General features: G+C 48.4%; 19 protein-coding genes. All 19 read right to left on the reverse strand.

The window, feature by feature from the left end; translation table 11 throughout:
* Positions 1-180 precede the first annotated feature (180 nt).
* Complete coding sequence (gene rplO, locus ACN081_RS04275) at positions 181-630, reverse strand: 50S ribosomal protein L15 (RefSeq protein WP_419100854.1); 450 nt, start codon at positions 628-630, stop codon at positions 181-183.
* A 2-nt stretch (positions 631-632) separates the two neighbouring features.
* Complete coding sequence (gene rpmD / locus ACN081_RS04280; protein ID WP_419100855.1) at positions 633-842, reverse strand: 50S ribosomal protein L30; 210 nt, start codon at positions 840-842, stop codon at positions 633-635.
* Positions 842-1,531 (reverse strand): 30S ribosomal protein S5, encoded by a 690-nt coding sequence (gene rpsE / locus ACN081_RS04285; RefSeq protein WP_419102922.1) that lies wholly within the window; start codon positions 1,529-1,531, stop codon positions 842-844. The genes rpmD and rpsE overlap by 1 nt, the downstream gene beginning before the upstream one ends.
* A complete protein-coding gene (gene rplR / locus ACN081_RS04290; RefSeq protein WP_419100857.1) occupies positions 1,531-1,890 on the reverse strand; it encodes a 50S ribosomal protein L18 in 360 nt (119 codons plus the stop codon). Before rplR ends, rpsE begins: the two co-directional genes overlap by 1 nt.
* Before the next feature lie 2 nt (positions 1,891-1,892).
* Positions 1,893-2,429 carry a 50S ribosomal protein L6 gene (gene rplF / locus ACN081_RS04295; protein WP_419102923.1) on the reverse strand — a complete coding sequence of 179 codons (537 nt, stop codon included), beginning with the start codon at positions 2,427-2,429 and terminating at the stop codon, positions 1,893-1,895.
* 25 nt (positions 2,430-2,454) lie between these two features.
* Positions 2,455-2,853, reverse strand: coding sequence for a 30S ribosomal protein S8 (gene rpsH, locus ACN081_RS04300; RefSeq protein WP_419102924.1), 399 nt, complete (start codon positions 2,851-2,853; stop codon positions 2,455-2,457).
* Between the two features lie 80 nt (positions 2,854-2,933).
* Positions 2,934-3,494, reverse strand: coding sequence for a 50S ribosomal protein L5 (gene rplE / locus ACN081_RS04305; protein WP_419102925.1), 561 nt, complete (start codon positions 3,492-3,494; stop codon positions 2,934-2,936).
* Complete coding sequence (gene rplX, locus ACN081_RS04310) at positions 3,494-3,829, reverse strand: 50S ribosomal protein L24 (protein ID WP_419100861.1); 336 nt, start codon at positions 3,827-3,829, stop codon at positions 3,494-3,496. Before rplX ends, rplE begins: the two co-directional genes overlap by 1 nt.
* 3 nt (positions 3,830-3,832) lie before the next feature.
* Complete coding sequence (rplN, locus tag ACN081_RS04315) at positions 3,833-4,204, reverse strand: 50S ribosomal protein L14 (protein WP_419100862.1); 372 nt, start codon at positions 4,202-4,204, stop codon at positions 3,833-3,835.
* Positions 4,205-4,643: 439 nt separating this feature from the next.
* Entirely contained in the window at positions 4,644-6,971 is a 2,328-nt protein-coding gene (locus ACN081_RS04320; RefSeq protein ID WP_419107057.1) for an S-layer homology domain-containing protein, read from the reverse strand.
* 351 nt (positions 6,972-7,322) lie between these two features.
* Complete coding sequence (locus ACN081_RS04325; protein ID WP_419107058.1) at positions 7,323-11,417, reverse strand: amino acid adenylation domain-containing protein; 4,095 nt, start codon at positions 11,415-11,417, stop codon at positions 7,323-7,325.
* An 84-nt stretch (positions 11,418-11,501) separates the two neighbouring features.
* Entirely contained in the window at positions 11,502-11,723 is a 222-nt protein-coding gene (locus tag ACN081_RS04330) for a phosphopantetheine-binding protein (protein ID WP_419100865.1), read from the reverse strand.
* A 23-nt stretch (positions 11,724-11,746) separates the two neighbouring features.
* Positions 11,747-13,447: a (2,3-dihydroxybenzoyl)adenylate synthase gene (locus ACN081_RS04335; RefSeq protein ID WP_419107059.1), complete on the reverse strand. Its 1,701-nt coding sequence runs from the start codon at positions 13,445-13,447 to the stop codon at positions 11,747-11,749.
* Positions 13,437-14,765, reverse strand: a complete 1,329-nt coding sequence (locus ACN081_RS04340) for an alpha/beta hydrolase-fold protein (protein WP_419107060.1) — start codon at positions 14,763-14,765, stop codon at positions 13,437-13,439. Before ACN081_RS04340 ends, ACN081_RS04335 begins: the two co-directional genes overlap by 11 nt.
* Positions 14,766-14,779: 14 nt before the next feature.
* Positions 14,780-15,586, reverse strand: coding sequence for an ABC transporter ATP-binding protein (locus ACN081_RS04345; protein WP_419107061.1), 807 nt, complete (start codon positions 15,584-15,586; stop codon positions 14,780-14,782).
* A gap of 6 nt (positions 15,587-15,592) precedes the next feature.
* Positions 15,593-16,654, reverse strand: coding sequence for a FecCD family ABC transporter permease (locus ACN081_RS04350; protein ID WP_419107062.1), 1,062 nt, complete (start codon positions 16,652-16,654; stop codon positions 15,593-15,595).
* On the reverse strand, positions 16,651-17,664 hold the full coding sequence (locus ACN081_RS04355) for a FecCD family ABC transporter permease (RefSeq protein ID WP_419107063.1): 1,014 nt from the start codon (positions 17,662-17,664) through the stop codon (positions 16,651-16,653). The genes ACN081_RS04350 and ACN081_RS04355 overlap by 4 nt, the downstream gene beginning before the upstream one ends.
* Before the next feature lie 26 nt (positions 17,665-17,690).
* On the reverse strand, positions 17,691-18,731 hold the full coding sequence (locus ACN081_RS04360) for a plasmid partitioning protein (protein ID WP_419102933.1): 1,041 nt from the start codon (positions 18,729-18,731) through the stop codon (positions 17,691-17,693).
* Positions 18,732-18,765: 34 nt separating this feature from the next.
* Positions 18,766-21,096 (reverse strand): hypothetical protein, encoded by a 2,331-nt coding sequence (locus ACN081_RS04365; RefSeq protein WP_419107064.1) that lies wholly within the window; start codon positions 21,094-21,096, stop codon positions 18,766-18,768.
* Positions 21,097-21,127: the final 31 nt, after the last annotated feature.

A 21,127-nucleotide genomic window follows, 5' to 3' on the forward strand; every position in this document is an offset into this window, starting at 1 on the left:
CAGTCTCATTTAGTCTAGCTTGTTTAGAGGGTGAACGACATAATCTCAAGACTTAACTTCCCCTAATATCAGCGAAAACAAGCGAAAATGTGGCAAAGAATAACTTTAGAGAGCGAAAGGCCTCGTATGGATAGCACAAGCTATACCATACGAGGCCTTCGCGTTTTGAGCTAAGCGATATTACTTAACGGTAACGGTGCCGCCAGCTGCTTCAATCTTTTCGATAGCAGACTTGGAAGCTTTATCAACGGTGATGTTGATTTTAACGTTAAGTTCGCCGTCGCCGAGAACCTTAACCAATTCGTTTTTACGAACTGCGCCCTTTGCTACGAGTGCGTCAACGGTAACGTCGCCGCCCTCAGGGAAGAGCTCCGCAAGGCGATCCAAGTTAACAACCTGGTATTCGGTGCGGAAAGGGTTCTTGAAGCCACGAAGCTTTGGAAGGCGCATATGCAATGGAAGCTGTCCACCTTCAAAGCCAGGACGAACCTGGTAACGTGCCTTGGTACCTTTGGTACCTCGACCTGCAGTTTTACCCTTTGAGCCTTCACCGCGACCTACGCGGGTTTTAGCTTTGTGGGCACCCGGTGCGGGGCGCAGATCGTGAATTTTGATAGCGTCTTGTGCCATCTTTACTTGACCTCCTGAACCTTCACCAAGTGAGCAACGGTGTTAACCATGCCGCAGGTGACGGGGTCTGCAGTGCGAACAACTTTGTTGCCTGGGCGCTTAAGACCTAGGGAACGAAGGGTGTCGCGCATGTTCTGCTTCTGTCCGACGTAAGACTTGATCTGAGTAATCTCAAGTTTAGCGTCGCTGGGCTGAATTCGCTTACCGGCCATTACGCACCTGCCTTATCAGACTTGGACTTGAGCAAGAAGTTAGGAATAACTTCATCCTGAGCAAGACCACGGCGTGCAGCAACAGCTACAGGCTCTTCAAGCTGCTTGAGCGCTGCAACAGTTGCGTGAACAATGTTGATCTGGTTTGAGGAGCCCAAGGACTTGGAAAGTACGTCGTGAACGCCAGCTGCTTCAAGAACGTGGCGTACAGGACCACCAGCGATAAGACCGGTACCTGCGGTTGCAGGGCGGAGCATAACAACGCCAGCTGCTGCCTCACCCTGAACGCGGTGAGGGATGGTGCGACCATCAACACGAGGAACGCGGAAGAAATTCTTCTTTGCTTCCTCAACTGCTTTAATAATCGCTGCAGGAACTTCTTTAGCCTTACCGTAGCCGATACCGACCATGCCGTTACCGTCACCGACGACCATCAAAGCGGTGAAGCTAAAGCGACGACCACCCTTGACGACCTTAGAAACACGGTTAAGGGTTACGAGGCGCTCGATGTATCTCTCGCGCTCCTCTTCACGACCACGGTTTCCGCGGCGCTCGCCACGGTTACCACGACGCTCGCCACGGTTTCCGCGGCGCTCTTCACGTGCAGAGGAGTTCTCGGTGGTTTCAACTGCTTCAGCGGTTGTTTCAGTCACCTGAGTTTCCTTTTCATTTACTGTCTGTTCGCTCATTAGAGTGCCAGACCTCCTTCGCGTGCGCCTTCAGCCACTGCTGCTACACGACCGTGGTATTTGTTACCACCGCGGTCGAAGACAACGGCTTCGATGCCAGCTGCTTTTGCACGTTCGGCAACGAGTTCACCGACGCGCTTAGCTTTTGCAGTTTTATCCATTTCAGCGTTACGCAATTCAGTTTCCATGGTGGAAGCTGATGCAAGAGTGTGACCCTTAACATCGTCAATGATCTGAACGAACATGTGACGGGTGGAACGGGTTACGCTCAGACGAGGACGTACAGCGGTGCCAGATACGTACTTGCGAACGCGTACGTGACGACGCTTGCGCGCAGCTGCCTTTGACTTGATAGCCATTATTACTTACCAGCCTTTCCGACCTTGCGGCGGATCTGCTCGCCTTCGTAGCGAACACCTTTGCCTTTGTAAGGATCAGGCTTACGGAGACCGCGGATGTTAGCGGCAACCTGACCAACCTGCTGCTTGTTAATACCAGAAACGGTCAGCTTGTTCGCGCCCTCAACGGTGAAAGTAATTCCTTCAGGAGCTTTCACAGAAATTGGGTGGGAGTATCCCAAAGCGAACTCTAAGTCGGAGCCCTTTGCCATTACGCGGTAACCGGTACCAACGATTTCGAGCTTCTTTGCATAGCCTTCAGTTACACCAATAATCATGTTGTTGATTAGGGTGCGGGAAAGACCATGGAGAGCGCGAGAAGTGCGCTCGTCATTCGGACGGGAAACAGTGATAACACCGTCTTCCAAAGCAACAGTGATAGGTGCAGAGATCTCGCGGGACAATTCGCCCTTAGAGCCCTTTACGGTAACCAAGTTGCCATCAATCTTTACCTCAACGCCGGCAGGAACCGAGATGGGGAGACGTCCAATACGTGACATTCTTCTTCCTTTCTCTTCTTACCGACTACCAGATGTAAGCGACGACTTCGCCGCCAACACCCTTCTTCGCTGCCTGCTTGTCAGTAAGCAGACCTGAAGAGGTGGACAGGATTGCGATACCGAGTCCACCGTGAACCTGAGGGAGGTTGGTGGATTTTGCGTATACACGCAAGCCCGGCTTGGAAATACGGCGAACGCCTACGATGGAACGTTCACGCGAGGGGCCGAATTTGAGGCTGAGTGTGAGGGTCTTACCGACCTTTGCGTCCTCTACCTGGAATTCAGCGATGTAGCCTTCAGCTTTAAGGATTTCCGCAATGCGGCCCTTGAGCTTGGAGTAAGGCATAGATACGGTGTCGTGGTATGCCGAGTTTGCGTTGCGCAAACGGGTCAGCATATCTGCGACAGGATCTGTCATAGTCATGGTGGGCTCTTGCCCTTCCTCGTTATGGTTTCCTCTCCCCTACATGTTTGTAGTTTTAGGAGGGACCTACAACGTAGTCGTTACTTGGTCTTAAAAGGGAAGCCAAGCGCTTTAAGCAATGCGCGGCCTTCGTCGTCAGTCTTTGCGGAGGTCACAATGGTGATATCCATACCGCGAACGCGATCGATGCTGTCCTGATCGATTTCGTGGAACATTGACTGTTCGGTCAAACCGAACGTGTAGTTACCGTTACCATCGAACTGCTGATCGGATAGACCGCGGAAGTCGCGGATACGAGGCAGTGCGAGGGTGATCAAACGATCGAGGAATTCCCACATGCGGTCGCCACGTAGAGTGACGTGAGCACCGATAGGCTGACCTTCACGCAGTTTGAACTGTGCGATGGACTTCTTCGCGCGGGTTACGAGAGGTTTCTGACCGGTAATTGCGGTGAGGTCGCGGATAGCGCCATCCATGAGTTTTGCGTCGCGAGCAGCTTCGCCAACACCCATGTTTACAACAACCTTAAGAACCTTGGGAGCCTGCATCACGTTGGAGTAGTTGAACTGCTCCTGCAAAGCTGGGGTAACCTCTTCGTTGAACTTAGTCTTGAAGCGAGGGGTAATCTTGGTTTCGGTCATTAGATGTCCTTACCTGAGCTCTTGGCGTAACGTACGCGAACGGTACGAGTTTTGCCATTACGCTCTTCAGTCTCGAGGCGGAAACCAACGCGAGTCGGCTTTTTGGTCTCGGGATCAACGATTGCTACGTTAGATACGTGAATCGGTGCCTCAACCTTTTCGATTCCACCGGCTGCACCGGTCATCGGGTTTGCCTTGTTGTGCTTGGTGACGATTTTTACGCCCTCAACGAGCACACGGTTGGTCTTCGGGAAGACGCGCAGAACTTTACCCTGCTTACCGCGATCTGCACCTGAGATGACCTGTACGAGGTCACCGGACTTGATCTTAGCCATGAGTTAGAGCACCTCCGGAGCAAGCGAGATAATTTTCATGAACTTCTTATCGCGCAACTCACGCCCAACTGGCCCGAAGATACGGGTACCGCGGGGGTCGCCATCAGTGTTTTTGATGATGACTGCGGAGTTCTCATCGAATTTAATGTAGGAGCCGTCTGGGCGACGGGTTTCCTTCTTGGTACGGACGACAACTGCTTTAACAACGTCGCCCTTCTTGACGGTACCGCCAGGAATTGCATCCTTGACGGTTGCGACGATGATGTCGCCAATGCCTGCGTAACGACGGGAAGAACCACCGAGAACACGGATGGTCAGGATTTCCTTCGCACCAGTGTTGTCAGCGACCTTCAGTCGTGACTCCTGCTGAATCATATTTCTCCTGTCGTCTCGCCGGTTCCAGCCGCACGGTATGTTGTGGACTAGCCTTGCGGAACATTTTTACGGGATGTTTGACGCACCGGTCCCTCATCATTTTGATGCGGGTTAGCGGATACGCCTGGGACTAATCCATGCCAGGAACATTTGGACCCGCTAGTAAAGCGGGCGAACCCCGCCAGTAGAGCGGCATTATGCTTTGGCACGAAAAAATCCGTGGTTAAACGTTTGGGCACAAAAACCCATACAAACGAATACTCTAGCATAGTTTTTCACTGCTAAGACAGCCCCCAACCAGAAGATATTCCTGTAATTAACGACACTTAGGATGAACGTTAAAAAGAAGTAGGGCACTCAAAATATTTTGAGTGCCCTACCCCTTCAGGATTAGAGTCTTAGCAACCGCCAGACTCCTCGTTTCTCAACGAAACACTATTTACTTCTTTGCGCTAGCTTCAAAAGTAACGTTCTGTGCAAAACGGTAAACGAATGCCGCCATAGCGTCACGCTTGTTGTTTTCATAAGGACGGTAAGTATTATCTTCCCAGCCCTTGCTGATGCCGTTTTCCTTCATCCATGCGATTTCCTTGTGGAAGATGTCTGCGTTAGAAACATCTTTGAAGGAGTGAGCAGGCTCAGTGAACTCAGGAGAGCCAGCTGCACGGTAGAAGAAGGCCGCCATAGCGTCACGCTTGATAGGTTCAGATGGGCGGTAAGTGCCATCTGCCCAACCGGTAGTGATACCAGCCTGCTGCAACCATGCAATTTCCTTATAGAACACGTGATCGGTAGGAACGTCCTTGAAAGGAGATTCTTCAGGAGCGCGGTAGCGAGGTGAACCAGCTAGACGATACATGTACGCAGCCATTGCACCACGATCAATGTTTTCGAAAGGACGGTAAGTTCCGTCACCCCAGCCCTTAGCCACGCTATGTTCACCGAGCCACTGAATTTCATTGTGGAAGATAACGCTGTCATTGTTGTCCTTGAAGGAAACAACAGTGAAATCTTTATCGGTAGTCTTTGTGAGCTCAGGGTATCCCTGGAAATCGACCTTTGCAGGAGTAACAACCTTAACTTCGGGATCTGCAGCTACTGCAGGTGCGCCAACTTTGAAATCAAAAGTTACTGCACGGCCGTTATCATTCTGAGTCAGAGAACCACTCAAGAAGGTTACAGAGTGTTCAGTTCCAGCAGCCCAGTCCTCGGCAGTAGCAGTGGAGTTTTCGGGGGTGGGGAATGGCAAGGTTGCAGTCCAAGAACCATCAGCACCAGCCTGAACAACACCGTAGACGGTCTTATTTGGAATAGCTTTTCCGTTGACAGGGTTGGTTACGGGTTCAAGAACACTCACGCCGCCCATGTCAAACTTTGCAGCAAGCACAGAACCTTCACCATCTTTAGTGGTCCATCCGGTACCGCTGAAGACGAGATCTTTACCGTTCTCAGCAACCTTAACACCGGTAACGGTAGCACCGTCTGTATTAGTGACGGTGTCTTGTTCAGCTGAAGAATTATCAGCAGCCTGTGCAGGTGCTGTCTCTACAGCAAAGCGGATAAAGGAGTTAGCTTCAATGCTGGTTTCTTTACCCAAAATGTTGGTGCTAGTACCAGGTACGCGCTGACCGGTGACGTAGTCCAAGGCAAAGGGAACGTAAACGTCTTCTGCATAGGTTGCTTTATCGACAGCAAAGACAGAACCGTCGTTTGCCAACGCCAAGTCGTTAGCACCACGTTCACCAGTGTCTACGTCTGCAACTAGTTTGCCAGCAGCAGCGTCGATAACACCAACAGAACCGCTACCGAAGTCAGCTACGTAGACGAGGTCACGCTCTTCATCGTTGACGATAGAAAGTGAACGAGTACCGAATGGGATGCTCTTCTTATATGCATGAGTATCCAAGTCGTAAACGGTCACGCCAGAATTAACACCCTCGGTACCCTGCGAAGAAATGTAGATTTCACGGAGGGAATGATCGATAGCTACCGCAGAAGGAAGAATGGGAGTACCTGCAGTATCTGCGTGTACAGGGAATTCCTTAGCAACAGTAAAGGTGTTCAAATCGATAATCTGAACAGTGTCGCTAGAACGTTCTGGTACATACAGTAGACCAGCGTTCTCATCAATAGTGGGGTTCATGGTAAGAACACGTGCATCGCTCTCAGGCTTGATAGCAAGGTTCTTAATCTCATGGCTGGTAAGATCTACCGACCAAACGTTGTAGCGTCCGGTGACGTAAGCCTTGTTATGGGTATTGTCGATGATGACAGAGCGAGGGTGCTCAATGACGGGGATGCTCTCCATAACATTGTAGTTTGTCCAGATGAGCTCCATCGTGTCTTGGTCAAAGACAGAAACAGCGTTGCTACGGGTATTGGTAACCCAGACGGTGTTGTTCACATCGTCAACAGCAATACCGTATGCGCCCATATAGGTGAGGCCAGCTTGAACACCAGTGCCGAAACGACCAACAGGTAGTTCAGCAGCTGCTTCAATCTTCATTGTCTCAGGATTAACGCGAGCAATGGTTGAAACAGTGTTTGCGCGCAAGAATGCGCCAGCAACCCACATTTTGTTGTTGGTCTTGGAGTATGCGGTCTGGAACTGACCTGGCAGCCCCTGAGTCTGCTGTGCATCAACGCTGATGGAGCGTGCCGGCTCATCCGCCTGAGCTGGAACTACAAAAGAAGATCCGAGCAAAGAGAGCGCGCTCATGCCCACCAGGGCAGAAGTAGTGAAACGATTGCGCTTATTGAGAGTCATAATATTCCCATCGGAGGAACAGGTCTGAAATACAACCTGAAAGTGTATGTTTAGCATGTTCTTTCCCCATACAACTTCCCCTCGAGGAAGGTCAGAAAGAACCGTAATTAAGGATGTCCTATTTAACCGTTGAGTGCAAGCTAATTTAATAAATAGGTGATATTTTTTATTCCTAATTGACCATCACTTCAAAAGTCCGTAAACTCAACAATCTTCATGGACTTCACCTCTCATTCTCAACACCACAACTGATAACTTTTCAAAAAAGCGCTCTCACTACATAATCTGAGAATATCCTCAATATTCAGCAATAAATACATGACGTTTTATGAACAAGAACCTATTAAATAGTTAAGAAACATCACTCTTGCATAATGTCAGAATTTCTTGAACCCGAGACGGCTGAACCAATGACGGATGAACACCCTTAATATGATGAACTCGCACATGAGGAGCCTGCTTCGCCCATGCAGAAGCATCCAAGAAAGGCTGATCATCATGAGCAACAGCAATCACAACGGTATCGCCGTTAAAAACACGCTGAGTAGAAGAACGCATCAACCGAGTGTGATACCCCATCGTACGAATACACGTCTGAAGGTCTCGCTCCCCCAAATGCCCTAGTGCAGATCCTGAACCTTTTAAAAGCTCAACAGCCCGTCCCAAAGACAACGGAGACTCTTCCGTGTCAATACCTCCCATACGCAGTAACGCACGGTACGTGTCTTCTTCACTCGGCTCAGCTACAGAAGCCCACTGCTGAGCAGGATAACCATCAAGAATGACACACTGTTTAACCTTCATCCCGCGAGCGCTCGCCAAAGATGCCACATCAACAGAGACTGTTCCGCCAACAGACCAGCCCACCAGATAAAAGGTCGCTAGCTGCAAGCTCTCAAGCAACCCAACATAGTATAGGGCTAATTCTTCGATGCTCTGAGGTTCAGGATATTCGGGGTCCTCATAATGTGGAGTCTGCAAAAGAATAACTGAGGCGTCTTCTGGTAAATGCGCCATGTACGAAGAATAGCTCCACCCTAACCCGCCAGCAGGCGCTAAAAAGACCCACGGTATTTGCTCGCGAGAACCTTCCCTGAGTATCAACACGTGAGAGAATTCTCGACGTTCATCATGGCCCATAGCAGCTGAAAGCTCTCGTGGCGTAGGTGCAGCAAATATCGTTCCTAAGGTACAGCGAGTACCTAGACGACGTTCTAATAAAGCAACTAGTTCTAAAGCCTTAAGAGAGTTTCCACCAGATAGAAGGAAGTTTTCTTGAGCACCATAATGTTCCACGCCAAGAACTTCTGCATATAAAGCGCAGAGTTGCTCTTCTTGAAGAGTCTCGGGAGTATCTACAGTTGTCTGAGATGCTCCGTAATCGATATTCGTCAAAGACTTTCGATCAATCTTTCCGCTTGTACCAACGGGTAGTTCAGGAAGTACCGCCCACAGGGTCGGGACCATGTAGGGGGCAAGATGTTCAGCACAATACTGACGTACCTGGGAGATAGAGTCCTCGACTAGGTGCTCAGAGTAGGGTTCTGCCATCTCGTAGATTGCAGCTAAAACGGGTTCAGAACCACGATATTCGATGCGAGCAATAGCAGAACGAATCAGAGGAGAAGCGTTTAATACGCTTTCTACTTCGCCTAGTTCAAGACGTTGCCCAGCAATTTTGACTTGAGCATCGTTACGTCCACGATAGGTGATGGTTCCGTCATCATTCCATTGGGCGATATCTCCCGTGCGGTAACAGCGTTCACCGGTAACTGCCATAGTAAAGAAGCTACGTTCGTTAGCGTCAGGGTTCCCACAATATCCTTGAGAAAGTTGAACGCCTGCAAGCACCAATTCTCCGGTCACACCAGCAGGTACCACAGCTCCGGTGGGGTCAACAATATAGCAGTGAGTGTTCCATACAGGTTTGCCAATAGGAATAGGGTGACGTTGAGGTTCTTCTGCCGTATCAAAATAGGTCACGTCAACAGCAGCTTCAGTTGGACCATAAAGGTTAAGCGGATAAACCCCTAATAATTGGTGGGTTCTTGTCACGTGTTCTGTTAATAAGGCTTCACCGCTGCATACAACATACCGTAAGTTTTTGGGAGGACGCTCTTGAAGAATACGCGAAGCGGTAGGTGAGCTGAGGAAAAGAGTCAGCATTGCTGGCACAAAATGCACACAGGTTACGTTCTGTTCACAGATAACTCGTGCAAGGTATGCGGGATCTTTATGCCCTTCTGGTGCAGCAATTAGCACTGTTGCGCCTTCTTGTAACGGCCAGTACAGCTCCCACACATGAACGTCAAAAGAAATAGGGGTCTTATGTAAAACGACATCGCCGTCTGATATCGGAATCTGATGTTGTTGCCAACGAAGTCGATTATCAATAGCACGGTGGGAAATAGCAGCACCCTTAGGCCGTCCGGTAGACCCAGAGGTAAAGAGAATATAGGCGGCGTCATCTAAAGATATCTGTTCGCCTAGATACTTCTCTGATGCTATGTTGTGCTCTGATTTTAGCTCCAACTGGTCCCAATGAATTTCGGGGGTGGTCGGTGCAGAAGAACCATCTTGTGGAGGTGTTTCAGGACCATGAATAATGAGCCTGATATTAGCATCTTGCACCATAGAACTGACTCGTTCTGCAGGTAGCTCAGGTAGAAGAGGAACATATACGGCACCAGCATAGAGCAAACCATACACCGCAATATATTGTTCAATACCGCGATGGAAGCGAAGGCCCACCGCATCATGAGCTGATACTCCATGATGTTTGAGTGCACCAGCAAAAACTCGCGCTTGAGCATCTAATTCCGCGTAGGTGAGTTCTCTATCGCATATCAAAGCATTTGGTGCATCACAATGTATTGCCGCGCTTGCTCTCACAGCAATAGCATCGGGTGTTTTCTTCACTTGATGTTGAAAACGCTCTAAAAGGCTGCGATAGGTTACGGGATGAGCCGTACTATTAAACTTTTCTAGCTCCTGTAGCTCTTCTGCGGTGCAAATGCTCAGCGTTTCTGCACCATCTTCAGTAAGAAGATCCTGAGCCCAACCGTTAAGCCACGACACCAGACGGGTAAGATGTCGTTGTGTCTCATCAAAAGTATAAAGAGCTGAGTTTGCGTCAATTTCACAGCTGATACCTTGCCCCCGCCCAGGCACACCACGAAGACAGAACGTCATATCATCAACAGGACCAGCATTAAGGTTATGTACGATAACACGTCCTTCTGGAACCCGATAAGAAGAGTCAAAAGGAACAACATTAATCTGTGCACCAAAAAGGCGCCCCTGATGACGGTGAGCCAGACGCTCAAGCTCTTCTTGACGAACCAGCGCATATCGTTGATTACGCTGTTGTTGCTGATGGACCTGATGTATCTGTTCTTCCCCAGAGAGCCTAGCTGACACAAGTACCGGTAAGACGTTGACTGCAGTACAACCAATTTGTGCACAGGCAGTAGCAAAAGGTTGCTGTTGTGCAGGAAGCATCCGGTTCATTTGCGGGATGCCTACTGACACATGCTGGTTATAACTAGCCCGCGTCAAATACGCACCAATGCCAGCGATAACAACAGTTGGCCACGCAACTTTATATTTTTGGCTGAGCTCTAATAAAAGCTTTTCAGTGTTTTGGTCAAGCTCAGTACATGCCCTCCACGGATACGATGAAGCCGGTTCACGGTAACCTGCAATCGTTGTGTCAGGCTGGCTAAGAACACCCAATAGCGGTTCGGCGCTGTCGACCTGCAACTCTTGGGAGTTCCACATCGGATTTGATTCCCAGAAATTTTGTTGCTCCTGCTCGATAGCGTGAGACTGTGCGTCAGCCTCGAGGAGAGAACGCAATGAGCCTCGCTTCACCTCGGGTATCGGTTGCCCCTGTTTCAACGCCCGATAGATACTCAAGACACGACCTAAAGCATTAAAAACAGCAAAACCATCGGCAACGCTATGATGAAAAATATGTACTAGCCATAAACGTCCCTGCCATAGAATTCCTTGGCTACGAACCGTCTGCCCAGAGCCAAGGTCTAGGGGGCGACGCATCAGCTCAAGCGCCCACCGAGCAACAGGAGATGGTAAAGACGAATGTCCTTGAATATACTCTTCGCTGAGGTTTTGGTCGTGTTCTTGAGAAAGCTCAACGATGGGGAACAATGGGTTGATATCAACGAAGTCTTCAAGAGAGATTAAACGTTGTTGAGGTTTTCCGTCAAAGGCTCTTAACTGCACACGAAAACTTTCATTTTCTTGGTACACCTGTTGCAGTCCTTGACGTAGCAACTGTATATCCATCTCTTCTGGGCACTCCAAAACCTCGGCAGTGTTATAGCAGGGGTTTTCGGGATCTAATTCTTGGGCGAAGAAAATACCACGAGCAGAAGAAAGCAGAGGTAACCACTGTTCTTGTGGGGAGGAAGATACACAATCCATCGTTGAGGTGTCTTTTCTCTAAATCCTAATTTTTATGGTGAGCGTTCAGCTGACTGCTGAGAAAGCTATAGAAAAATATGGAAATTAACGGGAACTTAAAAACGCTGTTGTGGGGTCTGCAACCAATTCGGTAAATTCCACATGAATACCAGCTTGAGCAAGATCATCTAAGAGAGCAAAAGCCCCCATCGAGTCCAACCCTAAAGTAAATAAATCTGTTTGGGGTTCATCAAAAGCACGTGCTAGAGAGTCAGCATCGTGAAGGTATTTCTGAAGAATAGAACGTAACGTGTTCTCAGAAGTCATGAGACATTCCTTTCAAAGATTTTTTATGAGTATGACAATGTTTCGAGTAGCTGAACTCGCACATCTTTTCGAGAAATTTTTCCAACTTTTGTTGTCGGTAAAGAGCGCATCACCTCTACACGTTCAGGAATCTTATATGAGGCAAGTCCCTGCTCTGTGAAAAAGTGTTGAAGCTCTTCACGTGCATTCGCCTCAAAATGTTCTCCGGGATAAGGAACAACTACCAAACAGACGCGTTCGCCAACAGTCTTATCCGGGATTCCTAACGCAATAGCGTCATAGATTTTAGGGTGAGATAACGCCAAATCTTCGATCTCATCAACCGCAATTTTTTCGCCATTACGGTTAATTTGATCTTTGGCACGTCCTGTCACTTCTAGGCTTCCATCGGGATGTAATTTCACAATATCCCCAGAACGGTAAAACCCATCTTCAGTGAAACTTTTCTCGTTAATGGCAGGCTCATCATAATAACCACGAATCGTATAAGGTCCTCGAGTCAGTAAATGCCCAGAGACCCCCACCGGAACAGGGTTGTCGTGGTCGTCCACGATTAGTATTTCATCAAAGGCGCTGATGGGCTTACCTTGAGTGTTATATCGTAGTTCATCGCTATCCTCTGCACGTGTGTAGTTAACAAGGCCTTCAGCCATACCGAAAACTTGTTGTAAGGTTGCCCCCAGCACAGGTTTAATATTTTGAGCAACAGACCGTGATAGCTTGGCTCCACCCACTTGAAGAAGCTCTAAAGAACTCAAATCGGGGGTACGTCGTTGTGCAGAAGCAATCCACGCTTGCACTAACGGAGGGACTAAAGCCGCAACTTTAACATTCTCTCGAGCAATAAGAGTAAACGCAGTCTGCGGGCTCGGATCTGCAGCAAAGACGATGGTTGCGCCAACATACATTGCCCCAAGGATTCCCGCAGAACTCATCGTAAAATTATGTGAAGCAGGAAGCACCACCAAAAAAGTACTATCACTTCGTAGCTGACAAATCTTTGCAGATTCTCGTACCGAATATAAATAATCAGCATGAGTGCGCGGAATCAGTTTAGAAACACCAGTGGTTCCTCCAGACAGTTGTAAGAACGCTACTTGTTCGCTCTTCTTCTGCGCAGAAGTGTTCACCACAGTTGTTAACTCTTGCAGATGTTCTTGCTCTTTAAGCTCCCACGGATGACAAACATCATATCCAAGTGGGGGAATTTTCCCCTCATCACGAAGCATCTGAGAGTAAGAAGAATAGACTGCTGATAGGTCCATTCCAGGTACACGAGAAGAAAAGATATGCGCTGCGGCATCAGTCTTACGAGCAAAATGAGATAGCTCTCGCTCCCGATGTGAAGGCATACAAAAGACAGGTAAAGCCCCCGCGTAAAAGATACCGAGCAACGCACTCATATACTCAGCGATATTCGGTAATTGCAAAAGCACCCTATCTCCGGGACGAACACCTCCAGCACGCAAACGAGAGGCAATATCCCACCCGTGCTCAGAAAGTTCGGCATACGTCCATCGAATAGTCGGAGGAGTTTTCTCTTCCCATAAAGTATGTGAGTGCCCAACTACAGCAAGAGATTCAGCATGACGCTGGCATTGCTCCACAAAAAATTCGGGGAGTGTCTGATCAATCCACAGGCCTTCTTCTCGATAACGCTGAGCGTACTGCTCTGGTATAGCTGGAGGAGGAATTAAAGCAGAACGAAAAATATTATGAGTCATGATGGTCTTTCCTTCGTGCCATATATTTTTGAGCTCGATTTATTGCCGGAATGAGGTCTCCACGCCAACACGCGTAGTCATGTCCACCATTGAAAACAGTGAAATTTACGGTGGCAGGAGTTTGCCGAAGTTGACGAACAAAAATTTGATGAGGAGGCTCTAACACCCATTCTTGAGCACCCACCTGAATATCAAAATATAGGTGAGATAGACATTCCTGCTCATTCTCAGAGACAATACGTTGTAATGATTCAGCAACAACTGGTTGCCATAAAGAAGCAGACTGGGAAATCACAGCACCAACTTCTTGAGGATAATCTAGGGCAAGTAACAAGGAAGAAAGCCCTCCCAAAGACTGTCCCATCACCATCAAAGAACCACGAGATATGCCGATACCATATTGTTCTTCAAGCCACGGAATCAAAGACGATATTAGATACTGCCCCATAGGTGCTGTACCGTCTAACTCAGCCCAACGTCGTTCTCTACCTCCCGAATGCACAAACACTACGTGCATAGGGTCTAATACGCCTTCAGCAAAAGCACTTTCAAGCATCAATTGAAGACCCATCGACAGCCATACCTCACCGTCAAAGACAAGAGCTATCGGCGAATCTTTTGTCGCGTGAGGTAAAGAGTGTACGAGTATCTGGCGGTCTTCGGGAGCCTGCACCCACTTGGGTTTATCTAAAGAACGAAGCTGTTCCATCTCCGGTAAATACCGTTGTTCGGGGGCTTCAGATAAAGATACGACGCTTAGTTCTTTACCTGCGCGGTTGAGACACCGGTGCTGATTGTATACATCAGCATAACCAGAGTCTAAGGCTGCACGTAAACGAACCTGCTGGCCTTGTGTAACCCAAGCCGGAGTCTGACCTGTATAAGCGGGAATATAACAATAGGAAGCCCGCCAGTTGGTCTTCATCAAGAAGCTTTTACTAAACCAACCGGTCTTTCCAATAGGTTTCATTAAAGAATCGTCAATATTTTTCTCATCCGTTAGACGATTCACAAAAATCAGCACCTGTTCAGCTTGCCGATCATGGTAGAGGAAGGTCACGATACGCTCATCGTCAGACGAAGCTGATTCTATGAGAGGACTCCCCTGCTGAGCAATAGCTAAAAGTCTCTCTGCTGCTTCATCAGTTGTTATTTTTGCGTGGTGAAGATTCTTATGTATCGTATCGATAACAGCAGAAGAAACTTGCACTAGAGGTGTTGGGCGCGCAATTTTAGGGGGCATTCGGCGAGCGCTTGCTAAGGCTTGCTCTGATGTATCTACAGCACTGTTTTGGGTAGTCTTCGAGATATTCTTCACGAGTATTTTTGCTTCTATACGTGGTCTTCTTGTTCTGCGGCAGGAACAACCATGGGTGTACCGGTGTAGGGGTCTTGCATAATCATGCAATCTAGGTCAAAGACTTTGCGGATGAGCTCTGAAGTAACAATCTTTTGTGGTTGCCCTTGAGCAATAATTGCTCCGTCTTTCATGAGCACAACATGCGTTGCATAGCGGAAGGCGAGGTTCAAATCATGGAGGACAACAGCGATAGTTCGTCCGCTCCGGTGCAGGCGTTGGGTAAGGTTAAGAACCTCGATTTGATGAGTAATATCTAAGTATGTGGTTGGTTCGTCGAGTAGGATGAGCGGTGTTTGCTGAGCTAAAGTCATCGCAATCCAGACGCGTTGTCGTTGTCCTCCTGAAAGTGCTTCGATAGGGCGATCAGCAAGTTCAAAAACATTTGCAGCTTTCATCGCATCAATGACGATTTGTTCGTCTTCTTCGCTCCATGAGCTGAGCAGACTCTGGTGGGGGTATCGTCCTCGAGAAACGACGTCAAAAACATTCACCCCAGAAGGTGCTTGAGGTGTTTGAGGAAGCATGGCAAGAATCTGTGCAATGTTCTTTGATTTCAGACCCGACATCTTTTGTCCGTCAAGATATACTTCACCTTTCTGGTGAGGAATAACCCGCGCAAGAGTTTTGAGGAGCGTGGACTTTCCACAGGCGTTAGGGCCAAGAATAACGGTGAGTTCACCTTCTAAAACCTTGAAGTCTACCCCCTCAATGACGCGATGTTCACCGTAACCGACGGATACATCATGGGCTTCAAGACGTGATGCTACGTGCTGTTCCATAGATTCTTATTTCTTCCGTTCCGTTGCAATGAGGTAGATAAGGTAGAGTCCGCCAAGAGCTCCTGTCACAACGCCCACTTGTAGCGTCATATTGAAGGCGTATTGTCCGATAAGGTCAGAGCCAAGAACTAGAGTAGAACCGGTCAGCCCTGCCGCGAAAAGTGTTCGCTTCTTAGCAATTTTTTGTGCAATATGCGGTGCACTTAGAGCCACAAAAGCTAGTGGACCGGTCACAGACGTAGCTAAGGATACGAGAATCACTCCGACAAAAAGGGCAAGAACTCGAATGGTAGAAACATTCACCCCTAATCCGGATGCCACGTTATCGCCGTAGTTCAAAATGTCTAAAGGGCGAGCAAGTAGGAGCAAGAATGGTACGAGTACGGTAAAGAACACTGCAAGAAAAATGATTTTATTCCAGTTCATAGTGTTCAATGATCCGGCAAGCCATGATGCTGCAGTTTGAGCTTGAGTGAGAGAGGCTCGTACTACCAGCAAAGAATTCACCGCCGAAAGAGTTGCCCCAAGCCCCAAGCCGATAAGTACAAGGCGGAACCCTCTTAAACCCGTATGGCGTGTTAAGAACCAGACAGCCAGTGATGTTCCGAAACCTCCTAAAACAGCGCCCACCGCAATTTCTAGTGGTGTGGCGTTACCTAGGATAATGGTGATAAGGGCACCCGTAGCTGCCCCGTTGGTGAAACCGATGATGTCTGGAGAGCCGAGAGAATTTCCTGATATGCCTTGAAAAATTGCTCCAGAAATTCCTAGTGCAGCGCCGACGATGAGGGCAGCGATAATACGTGGAGCACGTACTTCAGTCACAAAATATATGCCGAGTCTGTTACCTTCACCGTAAAAAGCTTGAAGAACTTGTAACGGGCTCAGATGATAATCTCCTTGAAGCATGGCCCAAAAGCTCATGGCAATGATCAGTAATGACAGTGTTAGACAGTAGACCAATACGCGACAGGTTATTTGCCAAGAAACTAAGCCAGCAGAAAGACTGAGAACTTTTTGACCAGCAAGGTTGTCGTGAATTCGCAAGGGTTTTGACACATTTTTCATAGTGCATCGACCTTCCTGCGTGACATCAACACAATAAATAGTGGTGCGCCCACAAGTGTGGCGATAATTCCTACTTGGGTTTCTTGAGGAGCAATGATAATGCGTGCAATAACATCTGCTAGTAAGAGCCAGAGTGGACCAACAAGAGCTGAACCGCTAGTCACCCATCGGACGTCATTACCTAACACATAACGAACAATAAAAGGTACTGCTAGTCCGACAAAAGAAATCGGCCCGATAGCGGCTGTTGCAGATCCGGCTAGTAAGGTTACCGCCAGAAGCGATAAAAACTGTGTTCTTCTCACATGAACGCCCAATGCTATAGCAGCTTCTTCTCCAAGTGATAGAGCATGTATGGCAGGAGTAACGACGAAGGCAAGTATGAGGCCTACCCCAATAACGGGAGCAACAGCATACACAATAGACATATCTCTAGCTTCTAAAGATCCGGCTACCCAGAAACGAAACTCGTTAAATGCGTCTTGATTGCTAAGAATAAGTGCTTGGTTTAAGGCGCTTAATGCAGCAGAGATAGCAACACCGGCTAAAGCTAAACGCACAATAGAATGGTTTGTTCCTTGGCCTAGAAAATACACTGCTACAGCTGCGATGCTAGCACCGATGAAAGAGGCGATGAGGTAGTGACCGATGCTGAGCACTCCCCAAAAAATCACCGATAATACAACGGTTACCGACGCACCAGCGTTGATTCCCAATAGGCCAGGCTCGGCAAGGGGGTTACGGGTGAGAGATTGCATGAGTGACCCAGAGACCGCTAAAGCTGCGCCACAAAGAATTGCTAGAAGAGTGCGAGGGATACGCTGTTCCCAAATAATTTTTTCTTCAATGCCAGAAGAGTGGCCGGTCAAGGCTGACCAGATATCGTGCAAGGTGAGTGAATGCGAGCCGAAGAGAATAGAGAGCACTATTCCAATACAGCTTAATACTACGAATAGTATAATCCAACGGATACGTTGCGTATACCGTACGGTCTGGGCAGGAGAACTCACCGGCCACCCTTTCAGCAAGAGATATTTTATGCTTCGTTACGACGTTTGAAGACAATAACTCCAGCAGCAATCAAAGCTGCAAGGAATGCTCCAATACCAATCCAAGGGACACTATTTCCAGATTCTTCAGTTACTTTAGAAGAGTTCTCTTGTGCTACTGCATCAGTAGTTGCAGAAGGTGTTGCTGAAGATGCTGAGGGCTTTGCTGAAGAAGAAGCAGATGAACTGGCAGAAGGACTAGATGAGGCAGGTTTTTTGTCCTTGTTTTCAGAAGCAGCCATGAGTTTGTCATATTCTTCGCGAGAAATAACGTTTCCGTCTGCATCAGTGTAGACAATTTCTTCTTCAACATTTTCGTTGCTATCAGAGGAAGCATTATTGTGCTGATGTCCAGAATGTTCTCCAGAAGAATTCTTCTCGTCAGAATGGTGCTCGGAACTTCCGTTATTGGATGAGCCAGAAGTATTGTTACCAGAGTTTTTCTGTTGAGTATTCTGGTCAGTCTGGTTCTGTGTGGAGTGATCTGCAGAGCTGTTGTTCTGGTCATCACGCTGGTTTACTTGGTCAGGAGTCAAGCTGATGACGGTGCCTCCTGCAGAGTTTTCATTCACTCCAACAACGGTGAAGATGGGAGACTGATTAGAGTATCCTTTGGTTCCTTGCTGTTCTCCTGAGGCATTACGAATTACTTCGGTTGCCAAGAAACGTAAGGTGTGTTCTCCTTCTTCCAGGTCACGAGGAAGTAAGAAGGAACCACGAACATTTCCGTTTCCGTCGCTCTTTTGCTGATGAACAACACACGCACCTTGAGCGGCGTCACGAGGGCACGCAGCACCGTCATCAACTTTTACACGTACTTGTTCATTGGCGGGGAATCCGCTCACGGTAAAAGATACGGTATCGCCGGCTCGTACCGTTGTCGGAGATACGGTGGAGCTTGTTCCCGGTGTGTTTGGTGACGCTCCCCCTGGAGGGAGCGCATAGGCGGTGCTCATCCCTGTGATGAGGGCGAGAACGCTTAGCAGTGCTAGGAAGAATGTTTTTAGTGGGGAGAAAAGTTTCATCATTAGATGCCATCTACTTTCACAGTATTATGCGGAGTTAGCGTAAGGGCTTTTTACGAGGAATAGCGACTGCGCCAAGAAGCACAATGCCAGCACCAATTAGGAGCAAGTTATTGACAGAAGCAGTGTTATCCCAGAAGGATTTTTCTACCCCAGTGGCTTCAGTTGAGGCGATAGCAGGTGACGAGTGAGGAGCTGGCGAGGCCGGAGCAGATGCTTTTTTCGTGGGTGAGGGAGCTGCCACGGTCTTCTTGCGAGCATCTTCCCGCTGATTTTTTTGCGCTTGTGCAGTTTTTTCCGTTTGTGCAGCTTGTGCCAGTGAAGCGGCGCGAACAATACGCGTCACTTTCTTCGGTGGTGCCACAGCAATTGTTTCGTAGGAATTTGGTACGGGAGAATAAACAGGCGCTGATGCGTTATTGTACGTAGCTCGAGATAAAGAGGACGTTGCGGCACCAGTATGATGCTGGGTGGAAGAACCTTCGGTAGCTGGTACAGTACCGTTTTTAGTGTTCTCGCCGCCAGTAGCAGAATCATGATGTTCTGGGTTCATCGGCATGTGTGGGTGTTCTGTGGCAGGTGTTTGAGCAGAATTCTTTTGCTCGTTTGTGGTGTACTCCAGTCCTGCCCAGCCAAGAAGCTGGCCGAAGGTAGCTTGTTCACCGTCTTGAACCACCATTTTGTAGTGTCCGGCAGGTAGGCCTTCTTCTAAGGTGTATTCCATGGTTCGGTTGTCGTCTAATTGAACCCATCCACTAGACCATGTTGCGCGAGAAGAACCGTCAATATAGGGAGTAACATGAACCCACTGTCGTGGTTGTGCATGAGGAACATGAACGGTCACTTTTCTTTGAGATTCTTTGACGGTAACCTCGTTCTGCGTTTGAGCGGTTAGCTCACTATCAGAGAGGACATCTGGCATGGTCGTTGGTGAATATGCACCGACAATGAAGTCAAGGACACCAGGACCACCGTAGGAAACATTGATGTCTCCTGCTTTAAGAGAACCTGACAGTAGACGCAATGAGTGTGCACCTTCAGTAAGTGCCGGTGAGCTATCTGAACCGTCTGCTTTTGGAAGTTGAATATGTGCGTCAATTTCTCCGGTTGTGGGGTTTGCGTCCACGATCGTCCAAATAGTTTTGTTGGAATGTACGGAGGTATCTAGACGTGAGATAGCGGCATCGTCAATTTTGATAGCTAGTCGTGCTGCTCCTGCACCGTTTTCGTTACACCATCCTTTTCCTAGGAGGTGTAATGTTCCTCCTGGTGCGACAGTGTCCTTTTCAAAATGTGCGCTTGGTTTAGTTTCGGAAGAAACACATTTTTCGGTGGGTTCTTCTTTTTGGGGTGGTTGTGCAGCTACACCGTTGACAGGAATTGGTTGAGATTTTGCTGAACGACGAGTATCGCCAGGGGCAAAACGACCTGAGAGCGCTTGAACGGCGAGGTATTGACCGGTAGAACCATTTTTTAAGGCTTCAGGTACGTCAAAGGTAATGTCGAAAGAGCCGTCTGGTTTGACAAGAGAGATACCTTTTTCTTCGTTGACCTGTTGTGCATCTGGCATTACTAGCATCCATGCGGTGTGGTCATTACCGAGGTCAAATAGTCCTAAGGATCCTAAGTATTGTGCTTGTGCAGAGTTATCGGGGCGTTCGTAGAAGGTTCCATCGCTGCTGGACTCCAATTTTAGAACTACGACAGATCCTTCAGCTCCATTTTCTTTAAGCCAGCCTGTTCCTGTGATGCGCATTTTTTCGCCAGTTGTATAGGGACGAATATTAAGTTGAGCGTCCCCGACCTGAAGGTGTGTCCATGAGGACTGGTCTTCGGTGTCTTGAGGCGCATAAGCAACAGTGAAATCTACCATCGCGTTGCCGGGGACGTCTTGTGCTCCGAGAGAGCCTACGAGTGCGGTGAGGTTATGTGTCGTTCCTTCTGCCCAATCGGCTTCATTTACCGTGCTATTTGCCGGTGAAGGTAGGGGAACTTTTGCTTCAAAGCTGCCGTCTTCTTCAGCTACTACGACAAAGTTAACTGTTTTGTTAGGGATTTTTTGGCCGGTGAGAGGGTGTACAACAGGTTCTAAATTATTGACACCTCCAGCATCGAATTTTAGGGCAACAACAGCACCGCGGCCTTCTGCTGCTGAGATGAACCCACTACCAATAACGGTAATTTTGCCCTCAGCGTCTGCGGTAGAGCTCACAGAGAGTGTCTTTGTTGCTGGTGTTTCTTGGGCGATAGCGGTATTTCCGGAGAGGGAGTAGGTTGGGGCAATCGCCGGAGCGCCAACTAACGCAGCGGCCAAGGCGGCTACTGCTGTATAACGAGTGACCTTAGTCAATGAAGAGTTAGCTTGCATGAGGTACGTCCATCAAAGGTAGTGGGTTTGA

The organism is Rothia sp. P13129, from assembly GCF_048512865.1.
GTDB lineage: Bacteria > Actinomycetota > Actinomycetes > Actinomycetales > Micrococcaceae > Rothia.

Coding starts and splice junctions, on each gene's coding strand:
- rplF (WP_419102923.1), bottom strand. CDS start 2,429: ATGTCACGTATTGGACGTCTCCCCATCTCGGTTCCTGCCGGCGTTGAG.
- ACN081_RS04335 (WP_419107059.1), bottom strand. CDS start 13,447: ATGACTCATAATATTTTTCGTTCTGCTTTAATTCCTCCTCCAGCTATA.
- rpsE (WP_419102922.1), bottom strand. CDS start 1,531: ATGAGCGAACAGACAGTAAATGAAAAGGAAACTCAGGTGACTGAAACA.
- ACN081_RS04345 (WP_419107061.1), bottom strand. CDS start 15,586: ATGGAACAGCACGTAGCATCACGTCTTGAAGCCCATGATGTATCCGTC.
- rplO (WP_419100854.1), bottom strand. CDS start 630: ATGGCACAAGACGCTATCAAAATTCACGATCTGCGCCCCGCACCGGGT.
- rplE (WP_419102925.1), bottom strand. CDS start 3,494: ATGACCGAAACCAAGATTACCCCTCGCTTCAAGACTAAGTTCAACGAA.
- rpsH (WP_419102924.1), bottom strand. CDS start 2,853: ATGACTATGACAGATCCTGTCGCAGATATGCTGACCCGTTTGCGCAAC.
- ACN081_RS04365 (WP_419107064.1), bottom strand. CDS start 21,096: ATGCAAGCTAACTCTTCATTGACTAAGGTCACTCGTTATACAGCAGTA.
- ACN081_RS04360 (WP_419102933.1), bottom strand. CDS start 18,731: ATGATGAAACTTTTCTCCCCACTAAAAACATTCTTCCTAGCACTGCTA.
- rpmD (WP_419100855.1), bottom strand. CDS start 842: ATGGCCGGTAAGCGAATTCAGCCCAGCGACGCTAAACTTGAGATTACT.
- ACN081_RS04320 (WP_419107057.1), bottom strand. CDS start 6,971: ATGACTCTCAATAAGCGCAATCGTTTCACTACTTCTGCCCTGGTGGGC.
- ACN081_RS04330 (WP_419100865.1), bottom strand. CDS start 11,723: ATGACTTCTGAGAACACGTTACGTTCTATTCTTCAGAAATACCTTCAC.
- rplX (WP_419100861.1), bottom strand. CDS start 3,829: ATGGCTAAGATCAAGTCCGGTGACCTCGTACAGGTCATCTCAGGTGCA.
- rplR (WP_419100857.1), bottom strand. CDS start 1,890: ATGGCTATCAAGTCAAAGGCAGCTGCGCGCAAGCGTCGTCACGTACGC.
- ACN081_RS04325 (WP_419107058.1), bottom strand. CDS start 11,417: ATGGATTGTGTATCTTCCTCCCCACAAGAACAGTGGTTACCTCTGCTT.
- ACN081_RS04350 (WP_419107062.1), bottom strand. CDS start 16,654: ATGAAAAATGTGTCAAAACCCTTGCGAATTCACGACAACCTTGCTGGT.
- rplN (WP_419100862.1), bottom strand. CDS start 4,204: ATGATTCAGCAGGAGTCACGACTGAAGGTCGCTGACAACACTGGTGCG.